Source organism: Streptomyces sp. V4I2, assembly GCF_030817655.1.
Lineage (GTDB): Bacteria > Actinomycetota > Actinomycetes > Streptomycetales > Streptomycetaceae > Streptomyces > Streptomyces plumbiresistens.
Map to the genome: position 1 here is coordinate 8,877,240 of NZ_JAUSZM010000003.1, position 16,251 is coordinate 8,893,490.

The 16,251-nt window shown below is 72.0% G+C and carries 13 protein-coding genes, 3 tRNA genes and 1 pseudogene; 11 read left to right on the forward strand and 6 right to left on the reverse strand.

The window, feature by feature from the left end; genetic code table 11:
* Nucleotides 1–106 precede the first annotated feature (106 nt).
* Together QFZ76_RS41515 and QFZ76_RS41520 are read left to right on the forward strand one after the other, a co-directional pair.
* Nucleotides 107–1,072 (forward strand): multicopper oxidase domain-containing protein, encoded by a 966-nt coding sequence (locus tag QFZ76_RS41515; protein WP_307678505.1) that lies wholly within the window; start codon nucleotides 107–109, stop codon nucleotides 1,070–1,072.
* 95 nt (nucleotides 1,073–1,167) lie between these two features.
* Nucleotides 1,168–2,202 carry a LacI family DNA-binding transcriptional regulator gene (locus tag QFZ76_RS41520; protein WP_307678506.1) on the forward strand — a complete coding sequence of 345 codons (1,035 nt, stop codon included), beginning with the start codon at nucleotides 1,168–1,170 and terminating at the stop codon, nucleotides 2,200–2,202.
* A 15-nt stretch (nucleotides 2,203–2,217) separates the two neighbouring features.
* Here the strand turns inward: QFZ76_RS41520 and QFZ76_RS41525 are convergent, their stop codons facing one another.
* Nucleotides 2,218–3,012: a VOC family protein gene (locus QFZ76_RS41525; protein ID WP_307678507.1), complete on the reverse strand. Its 795-nt coding sequence runs from the start codon at nucleotides 3,010–3,012 to the stop codon at nucleotides 2,218–2,220.
* 257 nt (nucleotides 3,013–3,269) lie between these two features.
* Here QFZ76_RS41525 and QFZ76_RS41530 point away from each other — a divergent pair, with 257 nt between their 5' ends.
* The 6 genes from QFZ76_RS41530 to QFZ76_RS41555 all read left to right on the forward strand — a co-directional run bounded on the left by QFZ76_RS41530 (nucleotide 3,270) and on the right by QFZ76_RS41555 (nucleotide 6,573).
* The gene (locus QFZ76_RS41530; protein WP_266450345.1) at nucleotides 3,270–3,515 is read left to right on the forward strand and encodes a WhiB family transcriptional regulator; all 246 of its coding nucleotides are present in this window, start codon (nucleotides 3,270–3,272) and stop codon (nucleotides 3,513–3,515) included.
* Between the two features lie 271 nt (nucleotides 3,516–3,786).
* Nucleotides 3,787–3,857, forward strand: a tRNA-OTHER gene (locus tag QFZ76_RS41535).
* 10 nt (nucleotides 3,858–3,867) lie between these two features.
* Nucleotides 3,868–3,939, forward strand: a tRNA-Glu gene (locus QFZ76_RS41540).
* Nucleotides 3,940–3,969: 30 nt separating this feature from the next.
* Nucleotides 3,970–5,298 (forward strand): SDR family NAD(P)-dependent oxidoreductase, encoded by a 1,329-nt coding sequence (locus tag QFZ76_RS41545; RefSeq protein WP_307678509.1) that lies wholly within the window; start codon nucleotides 3,970–3,972, stop codon nucleotides 5,296–5,298.
* Nucleotides 5,295–6,482 carry a ribonuclease inhibitor gene (locus QFZ76_RS41550; protein WP_307678510.1) on the forward strand — a complete coding sequence of 396 codons (1,188 nt, stop codon included), beginning with the start codon at nucleotides 5,295–5,297 and terminating at the stop codon, nucleotides 6,480–6,482. The genes QFZ76_RS41545 and QFZ76_RS41550 overlap by 4 nt, the downstream gene beginning before the upstream one ends.
* Nucleotides 6,483–6,497: 15 nt before the next feature.
* A tRNA-Trp gene (locus QFZ76_RS41555) sits at nucleotides 6,498–6,573 on the forward strand.
* A gap of 23 nt (nucleotides 6,574–6,596) precedes the next feature.
* On the opposite strand, the gene QFZ76_RS41560 is transcribed toward QFZ76_RS41555, so the two are convergent.
* The 4 genes from QFZ76_RS41560 to QFZ76_RS41575 all read right to left on the reverse strand — a co-directional run bounded on the left by QFZ76_RS41560 (nucleotide 6,597) and on the right by QFZ76_RS41575 (nucleotide 12,537).
* Complete coding sequence (locus tag QFZ76_RS41560) at nucleotides 6,597–7,574, reverse strand: acyl-ACP desaturase (protein WP_307678511.1); 978 nt, start codon at nucleotides 7,572–7,574, stop codon at nucleotides 6,597–6,599.
* Between the two features lie 211 nt (nucleotides 7,575–7,785).
* Nucleotides 7,786–8,562 carry a dimethylargininase gene (ddaH, locus tag QFZ76_RS41565; protein WP_307678512.1) on the reverse strand — a complete coding sequence of 259 codons (777 nt, stop codon included), beginning with the start codon at nucleotides 8,560–8,562 and terminating at the stop codon, nucleotides 7,786–7,788.
* A gap of 83 nt (nucleotides 8,563–8,645) precedes the next feature.
* Complete coding sequence (locus tag QFZ76_RS41570) at nucleotides 8,646–10,901, reverse strand: excinuclease ABC subunit UvrA (RefSeq protein WP_307678513.1); 2,256 nt, start codon at nucleotides 10,899–10,901, stop codon at nucleotides 8,646–8,648.
* A 10-nt stretch (nucleotides 10,902–10,911) separates the two neighbouring features.
* Entirely contained in the window at nucleotides 10,912–12,537 is a 1,626-nt protein-coding gene (locus tag QFZ76_RS41575) for an ABC-F family ATP-binding cassette domain-containing protein (protein WP_307678514.1), read from the reverse strand.
* A gap of 312 nt (nucleotides 12,538–12,849) precedes the next feature.
* Between QFZ76_RS41575 and QFZ76_RS41580 the strand changes: the two genes are divergently transcribed.
* On the forward strand, nucleotides 12,850–13,488 hold the full coding sequence (locus QFZ76_RS41580; RefSeq protein WP_307680284.1) for a GPP34 family phosphoprotein: 639 nt from the start codon (nucleotides 12,850–12,852) through the stop codon (nucleotides 13,486–13,488).
* A 116-nt stretch (nucleotides 13,489–13,604) separates the two neighbouring features.
* Nucleotides 13,605–14,303, forward strand: a pseudogene (locus QFZ76_RS41585) (isocitrate lyase/phosphoenolpyruvate mutase family protein); the annotation flags it as partial.
* 143 nt (nucleotides 14,304–14,446) lie between these two features.
* On the opposite strand, the gene QFZ76_RS41590 reads toward QFZ76_RS41585, so the two are convergent.
* Complete coding sequence (locus tag QFZ76_RS41590) at nucleotides 14,447–14,863, reverse strand: SsgA family sporulation/cell division regulator (protein ID WP_307678515.1); 417 nt, start codon at nucleotides 14,861–14,863, stop codon at nucleotides 14,447–14,449.
* Nucleotides 14,864–15,106: 243 nt separating this feature from the next.
* Here QFZ76_RS41590 and QFZ76_RS41595 point away from each other — a divergent pair, with 243 nt between their 5' ends.
* Entirely contained in the window at nucleotides 15,107–16,219 is a 1,113-nt protein-coding gene (locus QFZ76_RS41595) for an oxidoreductase (protein ID WP_307678516.1), read from the forward strand.
* The last annotated feature ends 32 nt before the right edge of the window (nucleotides 16,220–16,251 follow it).

Sequence of the window (16,251 nt, forward strand, 5' to 3'; positions counted from 1 at the left end):
CGAACTTTGTCCTGAGTGTGGATAAACGCCCGCACGGCCGGTACCGTCTCACCGGTTCATCACAGGTACGTCTCCGCAAATTCCGTATCAGGGTGGGGAGTTCCGCATGGACAGACGCGGGTTCAACCGACGAGTACTGCTGGGCGGCGCTGCTGTCGCGACATCGTTGTCCCTGGGGCCCGAGGCCATGAGTGCCGAGGTGCCGGCGAGAACCGCCCCGGCCGGGGGCGAGGTGAAACGCATCAAGCTGTACGCCGAGAAGCTCGCCGACGGGCAGATGGGCTACGGCCTCGAGAAGGGGAAGGCGACGATCCCCGGACCGCTGATCGAACTCAACGAGGGCGACACCCTGCACATCGAGTTCGAGAACACCATGGACGTGGCGGCGAGCCTGCACGTGCACGGCCTGGACTACGAGATCTCCAGCGACGGCACGAAGCTGAACAAGAGCGATGTCGAGCCCGGCGGCATCCGCACCTACACCTGGCGCACCCACGCCCCCGGCCGCCGCAAGGACGGCACCTGGCGGGCGGGCAGCGCGGGCTACTGGCACTACCACGACCACGTCGTGGGGACGGAGCACGGCACGGGCGGTATCCGCAAAGGCCTGTACGGGCCGGTGATCGTACGGCGCAAGGGAGATGTCCTGCCGGACCGGACCCACACCATCGTCTTCAACGACATGCTGATCAACAACAAGCCCGCGCACTCGGGCCCGAACTTCGAGGCCACGGTGGGCGATCGGGTCGAGTTCGTGGTGATCACGCACGGCGAGTACTACCACACCTTCCATGTGCACGGTCATCGCTGGGCGGACAACCGCACGGGCATGCTCACCGGGCCCGACGACCCCAGTCAGGTCGTCGACAACAAGATCGTGGGCCCGGCGGACTCCTTCGGCTTCCAGGTGATCGCGGGGGAGGGGGTGGGCGCCGGGGCGTGGATGTACCACTGCCACGTGCAGAGCCACTCCGACATGGGGATGGTCGGCCTGTTCCTGGTGAAGAAGACGGACGGGACGATCCCGGGGTACGAGCCGCACGGGCCCCATGCGTCGCACGAGTCGCACTGAGTCGATCGCGGGCTTTCGCGCTCCGAGAGCGCTCTCACCCCCGCCCGATGCCCAGGGCTATCCTGATCGCCACCCCGCCGATGAGGAGCCCCGAAGTGACCGAGACAGCGCCGCGTCCCACGCTGGAGGCCGTGGCCGCGCGGGCGGGGGTCTCGCGGGCCACCGCCTCGCGGGTGGTCAACGGCGGGGACGGGGTACGGGAGCCTCTCGTGGAACGAGTGCGGCGGGCGGTCGACGAACTCGGGTACGTGCCCAACCAGGCCGCCCGCAGCCTGGTGACGAAGCGGCACGACGCCGTGGCCGTCGTGGTCGCCGAACCGGAGACCCGAGTCTTCGCCGACCCCTTCTTCGCCCTGCAACTTCGCGGCATCAGCAAGGAGTTGACGGCGCACGACAACCAGCTGGTGCTGCTGCTCACCGAGGGCCGCGACGACCACGCCCGGGTCGGCCGCTATCTCGCCGGCGGCCATGTCGACGGGGCGCTGGTGTTCTCGCTGCACCTCGACGACCCGCTGCCCGGCCTGATCCGCCGGGCCGGGATCCCGACCGTCTTCGGCGGCCGCCCCGGCTGGAGCGACGGCGACGGCGGTGACGTCGTGTACGTCGACAGCGACAACCGCGGCGGCGCCCGCGACGCCGTACGCCATCTCGTCGCCCTCGGCCGCACCCGCGTCGCGCACATCACCGGCCCGCTCGACCAGACCTCGGCGGCGGACCGGCTCGACGGATACCGGGACGTCATGGCCGACGCCGACCCGCGGCTGGTGGTGCCGGGCGACTTCACCCCGGCCGGCGGTGAGCGGGCGATGCGTGAACTCCTCGACCACCGCCCCGACGTGGACGCGGTGTTCGCGGCCAACGACCTCACCGCCGCCGGCGCCCTGCGCGTGCTGCGCGAGCACGGGCGGCGCGTGCCCGAGGACGTCGCCGTGATCGGCTTCGACGACATGCTGCCCGTCGCCGAGCAGACCGACCCACCCCTCACGACGGTCCGTCAGGACATAGAGGAAATGGGCCGGTTGATGGCCCGCCTGCTCCTGCGCGGCCCCGACGGCCCGCACACCGGCGAACAGGCGCCGCGGTCCGGTGTCGTCCTGCCGACGACCCTGGTCCGCCGCGCCTCGGCCTGACCCCGCTGCTCCCTCCTACGCCTGTTGCTGGGGCGGCGTGCTCTTGATCACCGCGAAGCGCGCCCCGTACGGGTCGGCGAGTTCGGCGATGCGGCCGACGTCCTCCAGGTCGGTCGCCGGGAGCCGGACCGTGCCGCCCCGCTCCTGCGCCGTGCTGACGGCCGCGTCCGTGTCCGGGACCTCGAAGTACGGCAGCCAGGCCCCGGCCGCTGCCTTGGTCGGGTCGTCCTCCAGCGGGACGATGCCGCCGAACATGGCGTCCGGCTCGGTCCCCGACGGGTGGACGGTGGTGTAGGTGCCCCCGGCGAAGGTGAGCGCGGAGGTCTCCCAGCCGAACAGCCCGTTGTAGAACCCGGCGGCCGCGGGAAGGTCCGGCGTGTACAACTCCAGCCAGCACAGCGAGCCCTGCTCCTGCACCACGTCCAGGCCATTGTTGGCGGCGGGCTGCCAGATGCCGAAGGTCACGCCCGCATGGTCGGCGAGGATCGCCATCCGGCCCTGGTCCATGACGTCCATCGGCTGCATCAGCACCGAGCCGTGCGTGTGCTCGGCCGCCTTCGCGGTGCCGTCCGCGTCCGGGGTCTGGAAGTAGACGGTCCAGGACGGCGGACCCTGTTCCGGGGTGGTCTGCATGCCGCCCGCGGCCGTCCTGCCGTCGAGCTGGAAGAAGCCGTAGCCGCCGGCCTCGGGCCCGCCCGACCGGAACTGCCAGCCGAAGAGGCTGCCGTAGAAGGAGGAGGCGCCCTCGATGTCGGGTGTGCCGAGATCGAGCCAGTTCGGGGCGCCGGTGACATAACGGGTGGTGAGCATCTCTGCCACTCCTTTGAAGGGTCCCGTTGCCTGCACTGCCGAGTCTCGCACCGCCCACTGACAATCGCGCGGGCGTGACCGACGGAACCCGGTCACCCTGAGTGTCCGCAGGAACTCATCTTGTCGTACGACGTTCCGCGCGCCGCCGTGCGTCAGGGTGTCCGGCCGCGTCATCATCGGCCGGGCGGAGGCCGTGCGGGCACCGCGTTGATCGCGCGTTGATGGAATGTTTTTCGCGCCCCGGCACGATCTCGGGCATGCACATCGACACCATCACCCCGGCCGACCTCGGCTGGCAGACGCAGGCCCTGTGCGCGCAGACCGGGGCGGACTTCTTCTTCCCCGAACCGGGCAGCTCGGTGCGCGAGGCGAAGCGCATCTGCGGCATGTGCGAGATGCGCACCGCGTGCCTGGAGTACGCACTGTCCAACGACGAGCGCTTCGGCGTCTGGGGCGGCCTGTCCGAGAAGGAACGGCTGCACCTGAGGCGGACGAACGACTAGGGCCTGACCGGCGGGTCAGGCCCGAGGAAATCGGCGGTGCCTGACCGACGCGGGTGAGTGGGGCGTCGTGCGTCGGGTGCAAGGCGGAGGAGGGCGTCGATGTGGAGCGTCGGCGACCGACGACAACGCCGCCAACCGGCGTGCCATGCCCCGCGTCCGCGAAGTGATCCGCCGGACGGGCACTGGAGGCTTCGGCCGCCCTTCCTCGCCGGGCGGGCCGTAAATTCGTGCGACCGGTCGTAGGGGGCGCGGTTAGGATCCGGGGGCGCGGCCGGGCGTAGCGCAGAGGCAGTCGCGCCGCCTTGCCAGGCGGATACGCCGGTTCGAATCCGGTCGTCCGGGCCCGCGCAGGTGGTCGGTCGCGCAGAGGCAGGCGCGCCGCCTTCTCAGGGCGGATACGCCGGTTCGAATCCGGCCCGGCCACCACAGCACGGCACCGGACGGGCGGGGACACATGCGTGAGGCACTCGGCGAGGAGGAGCTGGCCGCCTTCCACCGCACGGTCGCCAGGCTGCGGGCGCTGCCCGTCGACGACCCGGTACGCCTGCACGCCGAGCAGGTCGCCGCGTCCTTCGCGAGGGACGGGCGCCTGCGCCGCCGCAGGACACGCGGTGCCGAACTGTCGGCCGCCGACGCCGAGGTGATGGCCGCGACCGCCACCGGCGCGCCCGACCGGCGCGAGGACGCCCCTCTGGCCGTCGCCGGTACCGGCGGAGTCTTCCGCAAGCCGCGCACCTGCTATGTCTGCAAGTCGCCCTACCGACAGGTCGATTCCTTCTACCACCGCCTGTGCCCGCGCTGCGCCGCCGACAACACCGCCCGCCGCGCCCTGAGCACCGACCTGAGCGGACGCCGGGTGCTGCTCACCGGTGGCCGGGTGAAGATCGGCTTCCAGCTGGCGCTGATGATGCTGCGCGACGGCGCGGAGCTGCTGGTCACCTCGCGCTTCCCGCACGACACAGTGCGCCGCTTCCGGGCCGAGCCGGGCAGCGGGAAATGGCTCGACCGGCTGACCGTCCTCGCCGTCGACCTGCGCGACCCGCGCCAAGTACTTGGCCTGTGCGAGGAGTTGCGGCGCAAGGGCGAGCCGCTGGACGTCCTCGTCAACAACGCCGCGCAGACCGTGCGCCGCCCGCCCGAGTCGTACGCGCTGCTCACGGCCGGCGAGTACGACGCGCTGCCCGAGGGCGCCCGGCACGCGCCCGGCTTCACCCCGATGCGGATGCTGGGCGGCGGTGCCGCGTCCCTGCCGGCAGCGCTGCGAGAGGCCGACGAGGCCGGACTGCTGCCCGACCCCTCTCCGGAGAACTCCTGGTCGGCCCGGCTCGGTGCCCTCGACCCGGCCGAGGTCCTGGAGACCCAGCTGGTCAACGCGCTTGCCCCAGCCCTGCTGTGCGACCGGCTGCTGCCCCTGCTGCTCGCCTCGCCGCACCCGCGCCGGTACGTGGTCAACGTGACCGCCGTGGAGGGCCGGTTCGCCGTCCGCAACAAGATGCCCGGCCACCCGCACACCAACATGGCCAAAGCCGCCCTCAACATGCTCACCCGCACCAGCGCCGCCGAACTCGCCGAGCAGGGCGTGCACATGTGCGCCGTCGACACCGGCTGGATCACCGACGAGAACCCGGCGCCGAAGAAGGCCCGGATGGCGGACGCGGGCTTCCGTACGCCCCTGGACATCGTGGACGGCGCGGCCCGCGTGTACGACCCGATCGTGCGCGGCGAGGCGGGGGACCCCGTGTCCGGGGTGTTCCTCAAGGACTACCGGGAGGCTCAGTGGTGAGCGAACAACCCGTGACGGGCTTCGCGGGTGTCCCGCACGTCGTGCCGCGCCCGCGCGCCGAACTCGCCCCGCTCCTTGACTGGTTGCGGTCCGGCCGCCCGGCCGGGGAGCGCCTGGACTTCACGGCCGGTACGGCGCTGCCCGACGGCCGCCTCGACCTGTGCAAGCAGGGACTGGGTGCCCAGGGCGCCGCCCTGGTCGCCGAAGCGCTCTCCCAAGGCCCCTCTCCCGTACGGCACCTGCTGCTCGGCACCGACGCGCTCGGCGACGCCGGCGCCACCGCGGTGGCCGGCTCGCACACCAGTGTCGAGACGCTCTACCTCGGCTGCAACAACATCACCGCGGGCGGCGCCTGCCGCATCGCCGACCAGCTGCGCGCGTCCCCGCAGGTGGTCACCGGCGTCTGGCTGAAGCGCAACCCGCTGGGCGCCGGGGGCGGCCGGGCGGCGGCCGAACTCGTCGAGTCGGCCCGGTCGTTGCGCACCCTCGACCTCGTCCAGACCGGCCTCGACCCCGCGGGCACCGCCGTCCTCGCCGACGCCCTGCTCGCGGCCGCCGGCAACGGACGCCGGATCGAGCGGCTCTTCGTCGGCGGCAACCCACTGGGGGAGGCCGGGGCGGTACCGCTGGCCGCCGTACTCGCGGCCGGGGCGATCGGCGAACTGTACGTCTCCGCGGCCGGGTTGGGTGACGCGGGCGCCCAGCACCTTGCCCACGCGCTGGAGCGGGCACCGTACGGACGGCTCACCCGCCTGTCCGTCGCCGCCAACGGTATCGGTCCGCGGGCCGCGGCCCGGCTGGTGGCGGCGGCGACCATGGCCGGTGTCACCCTGCTCGACCTCGGCCGGGTCCGGGCGGCGGCGGTACTGGGCGCGGCGGACAACCACATCGACATGCCCGCCGCCGAGGCGATCGCCGAGGCCCTCGCGGGCACCGCCCACCGCCTCACCCACCTCGTCCTCACCCACACCGGCATGCGCAGCCGCGAGGCCCACCGCCTCCTCGACACCGCACCCCGCGCGGGCACGGCCACCCGCTTCGTCCTCGGCCGGTCCATCGCCACCAGCGTCAAACGCCGCCTGGAGGCCCTCAGCGCCCACGTCCCGCTCCCGGCGGTCCCGGCCGACGTGGCAGCCGTACGCAGCGTGCACAGAACAGCCCCCCGGCCGCAGCCGGGGGGCTAGTGTCTGACGTCAAGGGCGGGGTCGTAGCGCAGAGGCAGACGCGCTGGTCTCCAGAACCGGAACACGCTGGTTCGAATCCAGCCGCCCCGCCCCCTCTGGAACGACGTGGCTGTGTCAGCCGGCCGCGCGGGCCGCCATGCGCGCCTTGCGCGCGGCGAGCTTCTCGTCGAACTTCGACGCCTCCGCGTCCAGGCCGCCCATGTACAGGCCGAGTTCCTCCTGGGCCTTGAGGCCCTCGGGGCCGAGACCGTCGATCTCCAGGACCCTCAGGAAGCGCAGGACGGGCTGGATGACGTCGTCGTGGTGGATGCGCATGTTGTAGACCTCGCCGATCGCCATCTGCGCGGCGGCCCGCTCGAAGCCGGGCATGCCGTGGCCGGGCATCCGGAAGTTCACGATCACGTCGCGCACCGCCTGCATCGTCTGGTCGGGCGCGAGGTCGAAGGCCGCCTTCAGCAGGTTGCGGTAGAAGACCATGTGCAGGTTCTCGTCGGTCGCGATGCGCGCCAGCATGCGGTCGCAGACCGGGTCGCCGGACTGGTGGCCGGTGTTGCGGTGCGAGACGCGGGTGGCCAGCTCCTGGAAGGCGACGTACGCGACCGAGTGCAGCATCGAGTGGCGGTTGTCCGACTCGAAGCCCTCCGCCATGTGGGCCATGCGGAACTGCTCCAGCTTGTCCGGGTCGACCGCGCGCGAGGCGAGCAGGTAGTCGCGCATCACGATGCCGTGCCGGCCCTCCTCCGCGGTCCAGCGGTGCACCCAGGTGCCCCAGGCGCCGTCACGGCCGAAGAGGGAGGCGATCTCGTGGTGGTAGCTGGGGAGGTTGTCCTCCGTGAGAAGGTTGACCACCAGTGCGATCCGGCCGAGCTCGGTGACCTTGGACTGCTGCTTGTCCCACGGCTCGCCGTCCTCGAAGAGGCCGGGGAAGTTGCGCGCGTCGCTCCACGGGACGTACTCGTGCGGCATCCAGTCCTTGGCGACCTTCAGGTGCCGGTTGAGCTCCTGTTCGACGACTTCCTCCAGCGCGTACAGCAGGCGGGCGTCGGTCCAGGCGGAGGACGGGCTGCCGAGGTGAGGGGAAGTGATCGTCACGGGTACTCCAGGGGGACGCGGAACAGTTATGAGGGTGGTCGGCGAGCGGTGCCGAACCGGTACCTACGGAATCGTAGGCTACGTATCCGTAGGTTACGAGACCGTAGGTTAAGAGCCGTGTAAAGATCCCTGATCAGGGGTGTTCCCCGAGCATGACAAAGGGCCCCGGGAAGCGCAGGTCCGGGGGCGGAAGGGCGAGTTGCTCACCCGGTCATGCATACAGTTCCCGCAGGCGCACCGAGAGGCAAGTCACACAGCCTTCGAGCTTCTCGAACTCGCTGATGTCGACCAGGACTGGCTCGTGGCCGAGGTCGCCCAGGAGTTCGGCGGTCTTCGGCGCGCTCGCCGCCATCAGCAGCTTGTCGCCCCCGAGCAGCACCACGTGCGCCCCGGACTCCTCCGGTACCGGCAGGAAGCGCGGGAACAGCGAGGGCGCGTCCAACTGCGGGATGCGTCCGAGGACGGTCCCGTCGGGCAGCGCGGTGACCGCGGTCTTCAGATGCAGCACCTTGCTCACCGGTACGGCGACGATCCGCGCCCCGAGCGGTTCGAAGGCGGCCCGCAGTTGCTGGACCCCCGCCGCGTTGGTGCGACCGCCCCGGCCGACGTAGATCGTGTCGCCGATCTTCAGCACGTCACCGCCGTCCAGCGTGCCGGGCTCCCAGATCCAGTTGACCGAACAGCCCAGGCGGGCCACGGCCTCCTCGACCCCTGTGGTCTCCTCGCGCCGCGACTCGGCGCCGGGCCGGGTGATCAGCGCGACGTTCTTGTACATGACGACCGTGTCCTCGACGAACACCGAGTCGGGGCAGTCGTCCTCCGGATCCACCTCGATGGTCTCCCAGCCGTGCGTGCGCAGGGCCTCGACGTACGCCTCCCACTGGTCGAGGGCGAGGTCGACATCGACCTTCTCGCGCTCGATGTGGGTCACCAGGCCTTCGGCGAGGCGCGGGCTGGGGCGGCGGACGAGGGCCTTCTTGCTGGGCACGAGGGATCTCCGGATCGGTGGGACAGGGGTGTGGCCTGTCCGCCATCATGCAGGGCCGGTGCGCGCGGGCAAAACCCCTGTCGTCAGCCTGTGGCCCTCCTGAGATGCTCCGCCGTGCTGGACTCCCGTGCGGACAGCAGTTCCCGGGGGGTCCCTTCGAAGATCACCCGGCCGCCGTCCCGGCCCCCGTCCGGGCCCAGGTCGATGATCCGGTCGCCGTGTGCCACCACATCCAGGTTGTGCTCCACGACCACGACCGTGTTCCCGGCGTCGACCAGCCGGTCCAGCAGGCCGAGCAGCCCGTCCACGTCCGACATGTGCAGCCCGGTGGTCGGCTCGTCGAGGACGTACACCGCTCCCGTCCGGTGCAGCCGGGTCGCCAGCTTGATTCGCTGCCGTTCACCGCCGGAGAGCGTGGACAGCGGCTGGCCGAGCGTGAGATAGGTGAGGCCGACGTCCCGCAGGGCGCTCAGCCGGCGTCGTACACCGGAGTCGTCGAAGAACTCCAGCGCCTCGTCGGCCGTCATCTCCAGGACGTCCGCCACCGAGTTGCCGCCGACGGTCAGCCGCAGCACCTCGTCCTTGAAGCGGCGTCCCTCGCAGTCGTGGCAGGTCGTCGTCACCGGATCCATGAACGCCAGGTCGGTGCAGATGATCCCGCGGCCCTCGCACGTGGCGCAGGCACCGGTCGAGTTGAAGCTGAAGAACCCCGGCTCGGCGCCCGTCTCGCGCGCGAAGATCTTCCGTACCGTGTCCATGATCCCGATGTACGTCGCCGGGGTGGACCGCGCGGAGATCCCGATGGACGACTGGTCGACGACCACCGTGTCGGGGTGGGCGGCGGTGAACTCCGCGACCAGCGTGCTCTTTCCGGACCCGGCGACCCCGGTCACCACGGTCAGCACCCCGGTCGGGAACGCGACGGTCACGTCCCGCAGGTTGTGCCGGTCGGCACCCTTGACCCACAGTGCGCCGGTGGCGTCCCGCACGTGCTCCTTCAGTGCCGTACGGCGGCGCAGGCACCGCCCGGTCGGCGTCCCCGACTCGGAGAGCTCCGCCGGTGTTCCCTCGAACACCACCCGCCCGCCCTCGGCACCGGCTCCCGGCCCCATGTCGACGACATGGTCGGCCAGCGTGATGACGTCCGGGTCGTGCTCGACGACCAGCACGGTGTTGCCCTTGTCGCGCAGCCGCAGCAGCAGGTCACCGAGGCGGCCGACGTCCCGCGGGTGCAGGCCGACGGTGGGTTCGTCGAAGATGTACGTCATCCCGGTCAGGCTGGAGCCCAAGTGCCGTACGGTCTTCAGCCGTTGTTCCTCGCCGCCGGACAGGGTGGAGGTCTCGCGGTCGAGGCTGAGGTAGCCGAGGCCGATCGCGTCGATGCGTTCGAGGGCGGCGACGGCGGCCCCGGCGATCGGCCGGGCGACCGGGTCGTCGATCTCCTTCAGTACCCCGATCAGATCGCTGACCTGCATGTGTGTGCAGTCGGCGATGTTCCGGCCGCCGATCCGGGTGGCGAGCGCCGCCCGGTTGAGGCGGGCGCCGGCGCAGGCCGGGCAGGTGCCCTCGGCCAGGAACTCCTGTACCAGGTCACGGGTCTTCTGGCTCATGGCGGACAGGTCGCGCTTGAGGTACAGCCGCTCGAAGCGGTCGGCGAGGCCCTCGTACTCGGTGGTCCAGGTGCCGCCCGTGGCGTTGACGGTGACCTTGCTGCCGGGGCGGCCGCGCATCAGGAACCGCCGCTCGGCGGCGGTGAAGGTGCCGACCGGCTTGCCGGGGTCCAGTTCCCCGGTGTTGGTGTACGCCTGCCCCTGCCAGGTCCCGGCGGCGAACGGCGGGAAGCGCACCGCCCCGTCCGCGAGCGAGCGGCCGGGGTCGAGGATGCGGTCCCAGTCGGGGCGTACCGTCCGGCCGAGACCGTCGCACTCGGGGCACATGCCCGCCGGGTCGTTGAACGAGTACGCCGTCGCCGGTCCGGCGCTCGGGGTGCCGTGCCGGGAGAACAGCACCCGCAGCACCGAGTAGACGTCGGTCATCGTGCCGACGGTGGACCGGGAGTGGGCCCCGACCGGCCGCTGGTCGACGACGATCGCGGGCGACAGGTCCTCCAGCGCGTCCGCGTGCGGCCGCTCGTACTTGGGCAGCCGGTTGCGCACGAACCAGGTGAACGTCTCGTTCAGCTGGCGCTGCGACTCGACCGCGATCGTGTCGAACACGACCGACGACTTCCCCGACCCCGAAACGCCGGTGAACACGGTCAGCCGGCCTTTCGGGATGCGGAGGGTGACGTCCTTGAGGTTGTTCTCGCGGGCTCCGGTGAGGGTGATGAAATCGGGCATGTACCCGACGCTAGGCGGGATACCCGACAGCTTCTGGCTTGATTTCCCTGAGTTCTCCTTCTTCCATCAGCAGCCAGCGGGTGATGCCGATCGACTCCAGGAACGGCAGGTCGTGACTGGCCACGATCAACGCCCCTTCGTACGACTCCAGGGCCGTCGTCAGCTGCCGCACGCTCGCCATGTCGAGGTTGTTGGTCGGCTCGTCCAGCATCAGCAGCTGCGGCGCGGGCTCGGCCAGCATCAGCGCGGCCAGGGCCGCCCGGAAGCGTTCGCCGCCGGACAGGGTCTGTGCCTTCTGGTCGGCGCGGGCGCCCCGGAACAGGAAGCGGGCCAGCCGCGCCCGGACCCGGTTGTTGGTGGCGCCCGGCGCGAACCGGGCCACGTTCTCGGCGACCGTCAGCTCGTCGTCGAGGACGTCGAGCCGCTGCGGCAGAAGCCGCATCGGCACGTGGGTCGTCGCCTCGCCCGACACCGGCTCCAGTTCCCCGGCGATCGTGCGCAGCAGCGTCGTCTTGCCCGCGCCGTTGCGCCCGATCAGCGCGATCCGCTCCGGACCGCGCAGGTCGAAGCCGCCCGCAACGCTCGCGCCGTAGGCGAGTCGGAGGTCCATGAGGGTGAGGACGGTACGGCCCGGCGGTACGGCCGTGTACGGCAGGTCGACGCGGATCTCGTCGTCGTCCCGTACGGCCTCCACCGCCTCGTCGAGCCGCTCCTTGGCCTCGGCGAGCCGTTCCTCGTGCAGGATGCGGTGCTTGCCCGCGGACTCCTGTGCCGCCCGCTTGCGTGCCCCCATGACGATCTTCGGCTCGCGCTTCTGGTCCCACATCTTCTGCCCGTACCGCTTGCGCCGGGCCAACTTGACCTGGGCCTCCGTCAGTTCACGCTTCTGCTTCTTCAGATCCGACTCGGCGACCCGCACCATCCGCTCGGCGGCCTCCTGTTCGGTGGCGAGCGCCTCCTCGTAGGCGGAGAAGTTGCCGCCGTACCAGGTGACCTCGCCGGAGTGCAGATCGGCGATCTGGTCGACCAGTTCGAGGAGTTCGCGGTCGTGGCTGACCACCACCATGACGCCCGGCCAGGACTCGACGGCCGAGTACAGCCGCCTGCGGGCGTACAGGTCCAGGTTGTTGGTGGGCTCGTCGAGCAGCAGGACGTCCGGGCGGCGCAGCAGCAGCGCGGCCAGCCGCAGGAGCACCGACTCGCCGCCCGACACCTCGCCGATCGTCCGGTCCAGCTCGATGTGACCGAGTCCGAGTTCACCGAGCGTGGCGAGCGCGCGCTCCTCCACGTCCCAGTCGTCGCCGACCGTCTCGAAGTGCTCCTCGGCCACGTCACCGGCCTCGATGGCGTGCAGCGCGGTCCGCTGTGCGGCGATGCCGAGTGCCTCGTCGACCCTCAGGCGGGTGTCGAGGGTGACGTTCTGCGGGAGGTAGCCGACCTCGCCGGCGACGCGGACGGTGCCGTCGGCAGGAGTGAGCTCGGCGGCGATCAGCTTCAACAGGGTCGACTTTCCGGACCCGTTGACGCCGACGAGGCCGGTGCGGCCGGGGCCGAAGGCCACGTCGAGGTCCTCGAAGACGGGGGTGCCGTCGGGCCATGCGAAGGCGAGGGAGGTACAGGTGAGGGAAGTAGACATACGGGGTCTCCGCGGTTGCTTGAGGTGGTCGGGGGCAAACGCGTATCGAGACACCTGCGACCAAGGGGGAGAGGCCCCGGAGACCCAGGGGCATGAGAAAAGCCCTGTTCCGGAGGACGGCTCGGACGCCGAGGTCGCACGCAACGCACACACTTCACGTGTGTGACGCGGTGTCCCAGAACCTCAGACGAGCAACGTCCTTCTCCAATCGACGGCAACAGGACCGCTGTACACCGTATGAGCGGCCCTGGGGGCTGTCAACGCATTAACTGAGCCCCGATCCCACCGCCCGAAGGAGACCCCGTGCACCTCGTGCCCCATGGCTCGCTCTCGCTCCCGGCCCAGCTGTGCCTGCTGGCCTGGGACAGCACGGAGACCGAGGTCGCCGACGCCGGCCGGCTGCCCGCTCTGGTCCGGGCCGGCGCCCTGGTCGAGCTGGTCCGGCGCGGCCTGCTCGTCGACGAGGACGGCGTCGCCACGCCGGCCGACATGGACTCCGACACCGGGGACCCCGTCCTCGACGGCCTGCTCGAACTGGTCCGGGAGTCCCGGCCGCACCGGTGGCGGACCTGGGTGACCCTGCGGGCGCGGATCACTCTGGACGCCGTACGGGAGCAGTTGGCCGCCGGGGGCTTCCTGCACGCCGAGAAGCGACGGGTCCTCGGGGTCTTCCCGACCGTCGAGTACGCCTTGGAGGGCGTCGCCGTGGTGGACGCGCTGCGTGCGCAGGCGCGGGCGGTCGTGCTGGGGCCGGTGCCGGTCGCGGAGGTCTCCGAGCGGGACGCGGCCCTCGCCGTGCTCGCGGACGCCGCGGGGCTGGTGTCCGACGACGCGCACGGCCGGGGGCGCCTCGAAGAACTCACCGAGCGGGGCGGGGTGGCGGCACCCGTGCTGCGGACGGTCGGCCGGGAGGTGCGGACGGCGAGGGCGGCGGCCTCCGCCCTCGACTGACCCGCGGCACGTCCCTGTCGGATTCCGGCCAGACCGCCCTGCACGGCCGCTGGTTGAGTGAGGCGCATGACGAACGAGGCCATCCTGCGCGACCGCGCTCTCGCCTTCCGCGCCCTGTGCCGGGCCGCCCGCTCGTCCTGCCCAACGCCTGGGACGCCGCGAGCGCGGGCATCGTCAAGGACGCGGGCGCGGCCGCGGTGGCGACCACCAGCGCGGGTCTCGCCTGGGCCCTGGGTGCGGCGGACGGCGACACGCTGGACCGCGACCGGGCCCTGGCGGCCGTGGCGGACATCGCCGCCGCGGCCGACGTGCCCGTCAGCGCGGACGTCGAGAGCGGTTACGCGAAGGACCCGGCCGGGGTGGCCGACACGATCCGCGCCGTGCTCGCCGCGGGCGTGGTCGGCGTGAACATCGAGGACGCGCTGTACGAGGGCGACGGCGGCCCGCTGCGGGCGGTGGCCGAACAGGCCGAGCGAAGCGAGATGGGGGTCCCCCCGGACGGAGTCTGGGGGAGGATCGCCGCCGCGGATCGCCGCCGCCCGCGGGGCCGCCGACGCGGCGGGCGTGCCGCTGTTCGTCAGCGCACGCATCGACCCACGTTCCTGCGCGGCGCCGGGGGAGTCGACCTCACCCTGGAGCGGGCCGCCGCCTTCCTCGCCGCGGGCGCCGACGGAATCTTCGTTCCCGGGGCCGTCGACCCGGAGACCGTGAAACTGCTCGCCGACGGCGTGGACGGACCGCTGAACGTGCTGGCCGGTCCCGGTGCGCCGCCGGTCGCGGAGCCGGCCGCGCTCGGCGTCGCGCGCGTGAGCGTCGGCTCGGGCATCGCCCAGGCCGCGCACGCCCTGGTCCGGCGGGCCGCCCGGGAACTGCTGGGCACGGGACGTACGACGCGCTGGCGGACGGGCTCGGCTACGGCGAGCTCAACACGCTGCTCGGCCGCTGACGCCGGCCGGGCTCAGCAGGCGTCCCGCATCAACTCCGCCAAGTCGTGGTCCAGATCCAGCTGGAGATGTTCCAGACCGACCGGCACCAGCTCGCTGGTCGCCTCCAGGAACCGGCGCAGCTCGCCCGAGCGGACGTGCACGACGGCGGTGCCCTCGGGAGCGTGGAACTCCAGGACGGTGCGGTCGTAGCCGTACGGCCGCACCCGCACGTCGCCGTGCCCCTCGGGCTCCTGGAGACCGGCCGTGAGGAGTTCGCGGCTGAAGGTCCAGCAGACCTCCACGCCCTCCAGGGTGGCCGGGGCCGGGAAGGTCATGCGGACGGCGAACGGGTCGCGCCGGTCGTAGTGCAGCGTGGCGGGAATGCTCGGCATCCGCGGCGCGGCGGCGACGAGCCGGGCCTCGACGGGCTGCTCGATGACGATGGACAACGCCTTGCTCCCTTGTGACGGCTGAACGGACTTCCGGGGATGAGGCCGGGCATGAAAAGAGACGACGGAATGAGCCAATCCGTGCACACCGATGTCGAGTGACCTCTGTCACCGTCTTCATTCACGGAAGTGACCAGGCTCTTCTCCCGGGGTGTGAAAGGCACTTGTGGCAAACGCAGCCTCCGGGGAGGACGGTCGGGGCCCTCTGGACGGCACCCGGGCGGTGGGCTAGCTTCGCCCGCCATGAGGCGCTTGGGGATCACGCGACGCACGAGACGGTCCGGACGGACGAGGCGAGCGGTGGGCGCGGGGGTGGCGTGCGCGGCGGCGCTGGCCGCCCTGACCGCCGTACCCGCACAGGCGCAGGAGTCCGGACAGCGGACACCGCACTGGCAGGTGAAGGACACCGGCAGCACCGGTGTGCGGTTCCGGGGGCTCGCGGCCGTCGGCCGGGACACCGCCTGGGTGTCCGGCACCCAGGGCACCGTCCTGCGCACCACGGACGGCGGGGCGAGCTGGCGGAACGCCTCGCCGCCCGGCGCCGAAGAGCTGCAGTTCCGGGACATCGAGGCCTTCGACGCGCGGCGCGCGGTGGTGCTGGCCATCGGCGAGGGCGAGGCGTCCCGCGTCTACCGCACCGACGACGGCGGCGCGACCTGGACCGAGTCCTTCCGCAACACCGACGCGCGGGCCTTCTACGACTGCCTCACCTTCTTCGACCGCCGCCACGGCCTCGCGATGAGCGACCCGGTCGACGGGAAGTTCCGCATCCTGTCGACGAGCGACGGCGGCCGCTCCTGGACGGTGCTGCCCAGCGCCGGCATGCCGGCCGCGCTGCCCGGCGAGGCCGGCTTCGCGGCCGGCGGCCAGTGCCTGGTCTCCGCCGGGTCCCGGGACGTCTGGCTGGCCACCGGCGGGGCCGCACGCGCGCGCGTGCTGCACTCCGCCGACCGGGGCCTGACCTGGACGGCCTCCGACACGCCGATCCCGGCGGGCGACCCGGCCCGCGGCGTCTTCGCGCTCGCCTTCCGGGACCGTACGCACGGCCTCGCGGTCGGCGGCGACTACCGCCCGGACCAGACCTCACCGCAGCCGGCGGCCCGCACCGCCGACGGCGGCCGCGACTGGCGGCCCGCCGCCCAGCCGCCGCCCGCCTACCGCTCGGGCGTCGCCTGGCTCCCGTACAGCCGCACGGCCGCCCTCGCGGTCGGACCCACCGGCACGGACCTGACGACGGACGGCGGCCGCACCTGGCGGACGGTGGACACGGGCTCGTACGACACCGTGGACTGCACGCCCGACCTGGGGTGCTGGGCGGCCGGGGAACAGGGGCGCGTGGCCCGTCTGGAGAGCTGAGTCCGCAGGGCGTGCCGCATAGGTCCGGAATG